This is a genomic window from Ruegeria sp. SAZD013, assembly GCF_059612525.1.
In genome coordinates, this window is record NZ_JBXWQT010000001.1 from 94,527 (window position 1) to 102,827 (window position 8,301).

14 protein-coding genes and 1 tRNA gene are annotated in these 8,301 nt (G+C 56.8%); 5 read left to right on the forward strand and 10 right to left on the reverse strand.

The annotated features are described in order from the left end of the window. Window positions 1-306 carry a hypothetical protein gene (locus AC2FLU_RS00445; protein WP_480476434.1) on the forward strand — a complete coding sequence of 102 codons (306 nt, stop codon included), beginning with the start codon at window positions 1-3 and terminating at the stop codon, window positions 304-306. 214 nt (window positions 307-520) lie between these two features. Here AC2FLU_RS00445 and AC2FLU_RS00450 read toward each other — a convergent pair whose 3' ends face one another. Together AC2FLU_RS00450 and AC2FLU_RS00455 are read right to left on the reverse strand one after the other, a co-directional pair. After that, window positions 521-946, reverse strand: a complete 426-nt coding sequence (locus AC2FLU_RS00450; RefSeq protein ID WP_480476436.1) for an SRPBCC family protein — start codon at window positions 944-946, stop codon at window positions 521-523. Next, on the reverse strand, window positions 943-1,263 hold the full coding sequence (locus AC2FLU_RS00455) for an ArsR/SmtB family transcription factor (protein WP_480476940.1): 321 nt from the start codon (window positions 1,261-1,263) through the stop codon (window positions 943-945). Before AC2FLU_RS00455 ends, AC2FLU_RS00450 begins: the two co-directional genes overlap by 4 nt. Before the next feature lie 114 nt (window positions 1,264-1,377). Between AC2FLU_RS00455 and AC2FLU_RS00460 the strand changes: the two genes are divergently transcribed. Further along, window positions 1,378-1,809, forward strand: a complete 432-nt coding sequence (locus tag AC2FLU_RS00460) for an MmcB family DNA repair protein (RefSeq protein ID WP_480554641.1) — start codon at window positions 1,378-1,380, stop codon at window positions 1,807-1,809. Window positions 1,810-1,814: 5 nt separating this feature from the next. On the opposite strand, the gene AC2FLU_RS00465 is transcribed toward AC2FLU_RS00460, so the two are convergent. After that, window positions 1,815-2,003, reverse strand: a complete 189-nt coding sequence (locus AC2FLU_RS00465; protein ID WP_117869403.1) for a DUF6324 family protein — start codon at window positions 2,001-2,003, stop codon at window positions 1,815-1,817. A gap of 77 nt (window positions 2,004-2,080) precedes the next feature. On the opposite strand from AC2FLU_RS00465, the gene AC2FLU_RS00470 reads away from it, so the two are divergent. Together AC2FLU_RS00470 and AC2FLU_RS00475 are read left to right on the forward strand one after the other, a co-directional pair. Then, a complete protein-coding gene (locus AC2FLU_RS00470; RefSeq protein ID WP_480554642.1) occupies window positions 2,081-2,563 on the forward strand; it encodes a GNAT family N-acetyltransferase in 483 nt (160 codons plus the stop codon). Window positions 2,564-2,611: 48 nt separating this feature from the next. Further along, window positions 2,612-2,688: transfer RNA gene (locus AC2FLU_RS00475), tRNA-His, on the forward strand. A 92-nt stretch (window positions 2,689-2,780) separates the two neighbouring features. Here AC2FLU_RS00475 and AC2FLU_RS00480 read toward each other — a convergent pair. The 7 genes from AC2FLU_RS00480 to AC2FLU_RS00510 form a co-directional block, all read right to left on the reverse strand. Beyond that, window positions 2,781-3,587 carry an ABC transporter permease gene (locus tag AC2FLU_RS00480; protein WP_480554643.1) on the reverse strand — a complete coding sequence of 269 codons (807 nt, stop codon included), beginning with the start codon at window positions 3,585-3,587 and terminating at the stop codon, window positions 2,781-2,783. Between the two features lie 91 nt (window positions 3,588-3,678). Beyond that, the gene (locus AC2FLU_RS00485) at window positions 3,679-4,566 is read right to left on the reverse strand and encodes an ABC transporter permease (protein WP_480517728.1); all 888 of its coding nucleotides are present in this window, start codon (window positions 4,564-4,566) and stop codon (window positions 3,679-3,681) included. Window positions 4,567-4,645: 79 nt separating this feature from the next. Then, window positions 4,646-5,395: a transporter substrate-binding domain-containing protein gene (locus tag AC2FLU_RS00490; protein ID WP_480476444.1), complete on the reverse strand. Its 750-nt coding sequence runs from the start codon at window positions 5,393-5,395 to the stop codon at window positions 4,646-4,648. A 34-nt stretch (window positions 5,396-5,429) separates the two neighbouring features. Further along, entirely contained in the window at window positions 5,430-6,206 is a 777-nt protein-coding gene (locus AC2FLU_RS00495; RefSeq protein ID WP_496808160.1) for an ABC transporter ATP-binding protein, read from the reverse strand. Window positions 6,207-6,334: 128 nt separating this feature from the next. Continuing rightward, window positions 6,335-7,084, reverse strand: coding sequence for a phosphate/phosphite/phosphonate ABC transporter substrate-binding protein (locus AC2FLU_RS00500; protein WP_480554644.1), 750 nt, complete (start codon window positions 7,082-7,084; stop codon window positions 6,335-6,337). Beyond that, window positions 7,081-7,518: a tellurite resistance TerB family protein gene (locus AC2FLU_RS00505; protein WP_480554645.1), complete on the reverse strand. Its 438-nt coding sequence runs from the start codon at window positions 7,516-7,518 to the stop codon at window positions 7,081-7,083. The genes AC2FLU_RS00500 and AC2FLU_RS00505 overlap by 4 nt, the downstream gene beginning before the upstream one ends. Window positions 7,519-7,538: 20 nt before the next feature. After that, the gene (locus AC2FLU_RS00510; protein ID WP_209504295.1) at window positions 7,539-7,988 is read right to left on the reverse strand and encodes a tellurite resistance TerB family protein; all 450 of its coding nucleotides are present in this window, start codon (window positions 7,986-7,988) and stop codon (window positions 7,539-7,541) included. Window positions 7,989-8,115: 127 nt separating this feature from the next. On the opposite strand from AC2FLU_RS00510, the gene AC2FLU_RS00515 reads away from it, so the two are divergent. After that, complete coding sequence (locus tag AC2FLU_RS00515) at window positions 8,116-8,250, forward strand: hypothetical protein (RefSeq protein WP_496808159.1); 135 nt, start codon at window positions 8,116-8,118, stop codon at window positions 8,248-8,250. Window positions 8,251-8,301 lie beyond the last annotated feature (51 nt).

Below are 8,301 nucleotides of genomic sequence, written 5' to 3' on the forward strand. Positions count from 1 at the left end.
ATGCCCAAACTGATCCGCCTTTATATCACGCAAGTTGCCTGGGGCTTTGTCATTTCGGCTGTGTTTGTCGGCGTTCTGTTGGCGCTGAATGTCGCAAACCTGCGCCATCTGATAACCAGTTCGGAAATCGGCTTTATCGCTTTGGTGATGATCTGGTTCATGAACGGCATTGTCTTTGCCGGTGTTCAGTTCGCCTACAAGATCATGAGCATGGCAGAAAAGCCGCAAGGCCCGCGCCGGGGGACACCTGTTGTACACAGCTTTGAACCGGCGGTTGCAAAGCAGGAAGCCCGCGCAGGGCGCTGAACTTCCGTGGAAAATGTGGCGGGACCACCAAACAACCGTGTGGTTTGATTCCCGAGGACCTGTATATACAGGTGGGCGCCAGGTAATCAGGCCAGGACCTGAACAGAGCCAGCCCCCTCGGAATTGCTTAAGGCCACCAGAATGCTACCTTTCACAAGAAGGGCAGAACCCGCCACGCGCTTAAGTAGGGCGTATGACGGGTTCGCACAAGGGGTCAGGCATCAACAGTTTCGTGCAATGCCGTGCGCATCTTGCCAAAGTGCTCGTCCCAACCCTTGTCCAGCGCCAGGATCAGGCCAAAGGCATCGGCCCCCTGCGGCAGGCCTTCATGCCGCAGGTCAAGGCGCGTCCCGCCTGCGACGGGTTCCAGGGTCCACTTGACCACGCTCACCGCGTCGCCCATCGGTTTTACGGTGAACGTGTATTCCAGATATTTGGGAGGGTTGGCAACGCGAACCTCACCCCAGATCAACAGGTCGCCGCTTGTCGTGCCAAACATCTCCAGCTTTTGACCCGCGGACAGAGTATGTCGAGGTTTGTGGAACCATTCCGCCAGACGATCCGGGTCTGTAAGATAAGCCCAAACCGTTTCCGGCTCGGCCCTCAGAAAGATCGATTTATTCAGAACTGCATCGGTCATTTCGATTTCCTTTCAACAGCTTCCTTGAGAGAGTTGAGGCGATCGTCCCAGAACTGGTCAAAATATCTGAGCCAGTCCAAAACGGGGGCCATCCCCTGTGGTTCAAGACGGTTAATGCGTTCGCGGCCGCGGGTTTCAACGGTGATCAAGCCGCCGTCGGATAGCACGGTCAGATGTTTTTTGACCGCGGCCCGGGTCATGTCGAACCGGTCTGTCAACTGCCCGATGGTCATGTCCTGAGACGAGAGCAATTGCACAATGTCCCTACGTGTGGGATCGGCCAGCGCACGAAACGCGTTTTGAGTTCGGTTATCCATAAGCAACCCCGGAAGAGATACCATTTGGTATCATATTAATGCGACACCCAAAGGTATCATGTCAAGTGCGACGCAGCACTTTACTTTTGTTCCCTAATTGTTCACATTTCTGACATGACTTTAGATCTGCAGCCCGGACAGAAACTGGCGCGTGGCGTCGCACGCCACCTTGCCGCACATGGTTTTGTTTCTGTTGAAGAATTCGTTCCGGCACGTGGTCTACGTGTCGATGTAATGGGCCTAGGTCCCAAAGGTGAACTTTGGGTGATCGAATGCAAATCCAGCCGTGCCGATTATCAATCGGATGCCAAATGGCAGGGCTATCTGGAATGGTGCGACCGATTCTTCTGGGCCGTGGATACCGAGTTTCCGACCGATCTGTTACCTGACGAAACGGGCTTGATCATTGCTGATGCCTATGATGCCGAGATCGTGCGCATGGCGCCCGAGGACAAGCTTGCTCCAGCGCGGCGCAAAAAGATGATCCAGAAATTTGCAACAGATGCAGCACGCCGACTGCATGCACTGCGCGATCCGCGCTTGTAAAAAGCTCAGCCTTTGACGGCGAGGGCGGCCTGTATCGCGGCGCGGATCTCGTCTGCGATTTCTTCGGCTTCTTCGGGATCGAAATCCATCGGAATCTCGATGCCGTCGGCTTCGATGAACAAGCGCACCATCCCCTGATCGGTCGGGCCGATTTGCAGGTTGGCCTGTATATCGCGTTCGGTATTGATGCCCATCTGTGCCTCCGAGCCTGAGCGTTCGTGCTAACGCGCACGGGGTTGAGAATCAAGTCACCTTTGCGGTCAGATAAGACATGGATAAAGTGGTTCTCAGAACGTTTCGCCCCGATGATGCCGCGTGGCTGGTTGAACAGCACGGGTTGCTCTATGCGCGCGACGAAGGATTTGATGACAGCTTTGCCCCATTGGTTGCGCGCATCCTTGAGGAGTTCATTGCAGACAACGACCCGTCCTTTGAAAAAGGCTGGATTGCTGAACGGACTGGACAAAGATTGGGTAGCATCTTCTGCGTGCGCGTGGACCAAACAACCGCCAAACTGCGCCTCTTCCTGCTTGTCCCCGAGGCGCGCGGACTTGGGTTGGGGAAACGGCTGTTACAGACCTGTACAGATTTTGCACGCGAGGCTGGATATCGGGAAATGGTTCTGTGGACCCATGAAAGCCATACGGCCGCCTGCGCGCTTTACAGGGCGTTTGGCTGGGAACTGATAGACAGCAAACCGGTGCATTCCTTTGGGGTCGATCTTGTCGAACAAAGCTGGAGAATTCGGCTTTAATCCTCTTGCATTCCCCGGACGCGTTCGGTACATCGCCCCTCACGAAGTGCCGCCTTAGCTCAGTTGGTTAGAGCGCTGGATTGTGGATCCAGAGGTCCCCTGTTCAAGCCAGGGAGGCGGTACCATTCCCCCAAAATCGACTGTCCGTGTTCGCACCGCCAAGCGCATTACAAACATAGTGTAGGCTCGAACGCCGGAAAGTCCGGCGCGCTGATCTTTAGCGCGCCAGGTTCAGTTTGAACCGCATTTTCACCCGTTTCGCAGTGGGCAGGTGGCGGTTCAGGCGTTTGTTTATGAGGCCAAAACCCCCGACAATCACCAATGTCAGCAAGATGAAATAGAACGCCAGAATTGGATAGGGGATAAACGGGTTGAACGTCTTGTCCGCGAAATAGCTGGCGTAATAGAGCGCGTCGCCGCGCTGCTGCCAGGCCGGAAAGGCCGAGAAGAAGACCAGCGTGGTGGCGTGGAACAGAAAGATGGCTTCGTTCGTGTAGGCAGGCCAGGCCAGCCGCAACATGGTTGGCCAGACGATCCGCCGAAACCGCGACCAGCCGGACATACCATAGGCATCTGCCGCTTCGATATCTCCCTTGGGGATCGAGCGCAGAGCACCATAAAAAATCTCACCTGAATAGGCTGCGGTGTTCAGGAACAGCACGATCAGTGCGCCGAGCCAAGCCGAGGTGAAGGCGTCAAACAGTGGATAGGTTTTCTTCAGCGACAGGAAGAAGAAATAGGCAAAGAAGAACTGGATAAAGAGCGGCGAGCCCCGGAACAGAAAGATGAACCATTCGGCAGGTTTGCGCAGCCATTTGTTGGTCGAGGCTTTGCCGACGGCCAGTGCAGTGGCCAGAAAGAACCCGGTCGTCAGCGCCATGACGCCGAAATAGATGTTCCAGATCATGCCCGAGCCGATCAGGGTGAACTGTTCGCACAGGGTGAAATCGGTCTTGGGCAGCAGGCGCTCCCCAATGCCAAGCGAACGCAGGCCGTAATCCTGAATGGTCTGGATGCAGCTCATGCTCGGGCTCCCTGAAAAGGAGATTGCGTGCGCGAATCAGATTGCTGTGCAATCGCGTGCGGCACCCGGATGCGGTCTTGAACGCGGATCATCATGCCGTGGTCTCCTTGCGCAGAAGCTCTCCGCCCGAAGTGGCCTGTCCGTGGGACAATCGCCGCATCAGTTTTTCCAACCCAAGTTCCGAGAAACGGGTCATGCCAAGGTAGAAGATCAGCAGGAACAGGAAATACCACATGCGCCAGTCGCCATGCGGGTATTGCGTGAATTTCGAGGTTTTGGTGCCGCCCAGTTCGCGCGCCCAATACACGATATCTTCAACACCCAGCAGGAAGAGCAGGGGCGTCGCCTTGATCAGCACCATCCACAGATTGGACAGGCCGGGCAGCGCGTAGACCCACATCTGAGGCACCAGGATGCGCCAGAAGGTCTGGCGGCGGTTCATACCATAAGCTTCGGCCGTTTCCAGCTGCGCATGTGGTACGGCGCGCATCCCCCCGAACAGGACATTGGCCGCAAAGGCGCCAAAAACGATAGAGAACGTGATGACCGCCAGGAAAAACCCATAGGTTTCATGCATCCATTCAGGCGCGGTCCCGAGTGGCAGCTTGGCAGCCTGACAAACAAGGAAATCATTGCCCTGGCGGATTGGGTCGGTCCAGTCCGGGCACAATATCTTATGCCGCGTCCACTCGAACGCCTGATCCAGTGCGATGACGAAAAACAGGAAAAACGCAATGTCGGGCACGCCGCGCACAATCGCGATATACCCTTTGCCCAGCCAGCTGAGCGGGGGGAAATGCGAGCGCGCCGCCATGGCACCTGCAAACCCGAAGCCAAGTGCGACGGGCGCGGTCACAGCCAGCAGGGCCAAAACCTTGATGAAAGACAGGTAGAACGACCAGTGTACGCCATTGGTCAGGTAGCATGAAAACCAGCGGAACGTGCCCAGCGTGTCAGGATCAGCGCAGTACGAGAACATATGGCGTCTTTCCAACGTCTGTTCCGGCTAGGCCGGAATCGGCCCGGTGCCGAGGCACCGGACCGGGATTGGTCAGGTCTTAGTTGGTGACGACCGAACCGTCAGTACCGTATGTGGCGGTGCCTTCACCGAACCACTTGATCAGCATCTCGTTCAGCGTGCCGTCGGCTTTCATCGAAGTGATGGCTTCGTCGAACTTGCCGCGCAGTTCACCGTCGCTTTCACGCAGGCCCATGCCGACGCCGCCGCCCAGCGGAACCGGATCGCCGACAAAGACCAGCTCACCGCCCGATTCCTCGACCAGCGGCACCAGATAGTCGCGGTCGGCCAGAACTGCATCGGCTTCGCCGTTACGGACAGCTGCAATGGTTTCTTCCGGGGTCGCGAATTCGACCAGGGTTGCACCGGATTCGGCAACGTGGCCTGCCTGGATCGTGGCGGTTTGCGCCGCAACGACACCACCAGTTACGTCTGCCGAGTCAGAGGTCGCAACATAGGCCGAAGCGGTCGGCGGGTAATAGTCTTGGGTAAAGTCGATGACCTCATCACGTTCGGCTGTGATCGACATACCGGCGATGATGGTGTCGTAGTTGCCCGAGACCAGGTTCGGAATGATCGAATCCCAGTCGTTCTTGACCCATTCACACTCCAGGTTGGCGCGTTTGCACAGCTCGTCGCCGACTTCACGCTCGAACCCGTCGATTTCACCTGCATCGTTGATGAAGTTGTACGGAGGGTAGGCGCCCTCGGTGCCCATGCGGATCGTGTCGGCCATGGCGATACCAGCAGTCAGCGCCAGGGCCGCAGTGGACAGAATCAGGTTTTTCATTGGTTACTCCCCAGTTTTGGTTCTGTTCTTGAAGTTAAGCCGCCTGAGTGGCGGAGAGAAAGCCCCGAAGCCGCTCGGATTCGGGTGACGTAAAGATATCTTCGGGCAAACCTTCTTCCTCGATCAGGCCCTGATGAAGAAATACCACGTGGCTCGAGATATCTGCCGCCATTTTCATGTCATGAGTCACGATGATCATGGTGCGCCCTTCGGCTGCCAGATCCTTGATCACCTTGATCACTTCCTGTTCCAGTTCGGGATCCAGCGCCGAGGTCGGTTCGTCGAACAACAGCGCCTGTGGTTCCATGCACAGCCCCCGCGCGATAGCGGCGCGCTGTTGCTGACCGCCGGACAATTGCGCCGGATAGGCGTCGCATTTGTCGCCAATGCCAACTTTCTCAAGGTATTTGCGCGCGCTGTCTGCCACTTCGGCCTTGTCGCGGCCCAGAACGGTCACGGGGGCTTCCATGACATTTTGCAGGATGGTCATATGCGCCCACAGATTGAACTGCTGAAACACCATCGACAGGTTAGTGCGGATGCGCAGGACCTGCTTGGGGTCCGCGGGGCGGCGCCCATGGCTATCGCCCGACCATTTGACAGGTTCGCCTTTGAACAGGATTTCGCCCTGCTGGCTGTCTTCCAACAGATTGCAGCAGCGCAGCAAAGTTGATTTTCCTGACCCCGATGACCCGATCAACGAGACCACGTCGCCGCCATGCGCTGTGATATCCACCCCCTTCAACACTTCCAGATTGCCGAAGCTTTTGTGAAGGTTTTTGATTTCGATGACGGGAGCGGTTTCTGTCACGGGCAGTCCAGTAGTTTGTGGTGTTGGTGCGGTACTAGGGCCGAAAAATTTGCTCAATGCAATGCGCAATTCGCAAATTCAGGGTCGGAAACTGTCAAATTGACCAAATGCACCCGACAATTTGGCCATCAGATTATCTGCTGGGCGCATGGCGGTGGCGGGGTCGGTACGGACAGGTACTCCTCCGCCGGGATGTCGATCAGCCCCTGAATGTGCAGCGTTTTGCGGTCGTGTTCGGCAAGGTTTTCTATTGCTGCCCGAACTGCGTCTGCGACCAGATCCGCGTTTTGGTCGGGTCCGGTAATATAGGGCAGGGTCGGTGTAGAAGCGGTTTTTGCCAGTTCGCGCAGGCTTTCGCCCAGATCGGTATGTTCTTGCAACATCATCCAGGTCAACGCATCCAGCGCCGCGAAATCTGCCTTCCCCTCCGAGACCGCCTGCGCTGACAGCGCGTGACCGCCTGTCTCCAACAACGACGCAGGATACAGGTTCTCCCGGGATAAATACGTGATGGGTGCCGCCCAGCCGGATTGGGACAATGCTTCGTTATATGCGAAGATACCGTCAGTCATTCCCGCCAGCGTGCGGTCGTCGTCGCGCCGCGCCACAAAGACCGAGCAATAATGCCCGGCAGGGCAACCGGGCAGGCCGTAATCCGGGGTGCCCACCAGTTGAACACGACCATGCAAGCGTGTGCGATAGGGCATTCCACAGGTCTGTGCCAGCACCAGATCGGGATCAAGCCAAACCTGCCAAACATCGGCGTCTCGGGTCAGCTGTTCTGGCCCGTAACCCAGATTCGCGCGAATCAACCCCCAGAACCGACCATTGGCGGCCTGAACCTCGGGCATGTCGTACATGCCAAGCATGGCTATCAAGATTTGGCGGCCTTTTGCCGGGCCAAAGCCGAATCCACGTCGCTGACCCCCAGCAGGCTGACAACCAGACGCAGCAGCGAGTCCTCCTCACCCGTGCGGTGGCCATCAGCCAGGGCCACTGACCACAGCGCCTGAACCACCGCCAGCCGGTTTTCATAAGCGACTGCTTCCTTGATGGCGCGGGTAAAACGGACCGTGTCGGGGGCTTCGGTCTCCAGATCTTCGGCACGGGCGCGCAAAGCCGCGCTTTCGAATGGGGACAAACCGTATCGTTCTGCCGATATGCGGTCGATGCGCGACATTTCGGAGGCAGAATAATCGTTGTCAGATCGTGCCAGACGCACCAGCAGGGCCGTCAGGGCCAGGCGGGCATCATCTTCGACAAGCGGGTCGGGCTTGGGCTGTGTGAGCCTGGAAAGAAAGTCACTGAACATGGGTAAGATATAGCGGGCGCTTAACTCACATCCAAGCGGCTTTGGACGCGCTCGCGCGCTGCCTGACTGTCATTGTAGCTCAGGCCCATGGCAATGCGGGCTTCTTCGACGATCTTTATCTCGCCCTCGTCCGAACTGCCATCCGCCAGAACGATTTCCCACAACGCGTCAAGGGCTGCCAGCCGCTCTTTCAGATCCGTGGTTTCCCGGATCAGTTTGCCGAACGTATCAGTTTCCGGTGCCGCAGCATGGAGCTTTTCACAGGTGGCACGCACCTTAGCTGCCTCAATCGCGTTATGCTGGTACAGACGGGCCAGTATCTTGTCGATCAGACTGATCTCTTCCAGCTTGTAATCGCGATCTGCCTGCGCGACGCGCACCATCAGAGCACCCAGAGCAAGTTCTGCATCCGGGTCCGGCAACTGTTCATGATGAGGCGGTCTGAGCGCCTTAAAGAACCTTTTCAACATAACAAACACCTAGACGACAGGTCGTGATCGGCCAAGCACGAAATGCTGGTCTTGATACAGTATTGCATGTATCCAGCGCCGAGTCGGACCTGTGCACGATAAAGTTGTATTTGAAAGGAAGTTTCAGATGATACCGCGTTTACCTGGTGCAATGGGGATCAGTAAATCAGACAAGGGGCTGGAAATCGCACCTTGGTTCAATCCGCTCGTTTCGAAAGCTGAAGGCTACAATGTCAAGATACTGTTGAAAAACTCTGCTTGAGCGATGCTTTGGCTGCTGATTCAATTCTCTTGAGTTGCAGGAGAGTTGCTG

What these genes read in the sequence shown, in the direction of transcription:
- AC2FLU_RS00445 (WP_480476434.1), top strand. Translation starts at nt 1, where the DNA reads ATGCCCAAACTGATCCGCCTTTATATCACGCAAGTTGCCTGGGGCTTT.
- AC2FLU_RS00450 (WP_480476436.1), bottom strand. Translation starts at nt 946, where the DNA reads ATGACCGATGCAGTTCTGAATAAATCGATCTTTCTGAGGGCCGAGCCG.
- AC2FLU_RS00455 (WP_480476940.1), bottom strand. Translation starts at nt 1,263, where the DNA reads ATGGATAACCGAACTCAAAACGCGTTTCGTGCGCTGGCCGATCCCACA.
- AC2FLU_RS00460 (WP_480554641.1), top strand. Translation starts at nt 1,378, where the DNA reads ATGACTTTAGATCTGCAGCCCGGACAGAAACTGGCGCGTGGCGTCGCA.
- AC2FLU_RS00465 (WP_117869403.1), bottom strand. Translation starts at nt 2,003, where the DNA reads ATGGGCATCAATACCGAACGCGATATACAGGCCAACCTGCAAATCGGC.
- AC2FLU_RS00470 (WP_480554642.1), top strand. Translation starts at nt 2,081, where the DNA reads ATGGATAAAGTGGTTCTCAGAACGTTTCGCCCCGATGATGCCGCGTGG.
- AC2FLU_RS00480 (WP_480554643.1), bottom strand. Translation starts at nt 3,587, where the DNA reads ATGAGCTGCATCCAGACCATTCAGGATTACGGCCTGCGTTCGCTTGGC.
- AC2FLU_RS00485 (WP_480517728.1), bottom strand. Translation starts at nt 4,566, where the DNA reads ATGTTCTCGTACTGCGCTGATCCTGACACGCTGGGCACGTTCCGCTGG.
- AC2FLU_RS00490 (WP_480476444.1), bottom strand. Translation starts at nt 5,395, where the DNA reads ATGAAAAACCTGATTCTGTCCACTGCGGCCCTGGCGCTGACTGCTGGT.
- AC2FLU_RS00505 (WP_480554645.1), bottom strand. Translation starts at nt 7,518, where the DNA reads ATGTTCAGTGACTTTCTTTCCAGGCTCACACAGCCCAAGCCCGACCCG.
- AC2FLU_RS00510 (WP_209504295.1), bottom strand. Translation starts at nt 7,988, where the DNA reads ATGTTGAAAAGGTTCTTTAAGGCGCTCAGACCGCCTCATCATGAACAG.
- AC2FLU_RS00515 (WP_496808159.1), top strand. Translation starts at nt 8,116, where the DNA reads ATGATACCGCGTTTACCTGGTGCAATGGGGATCAGTAAATCAGACAAG.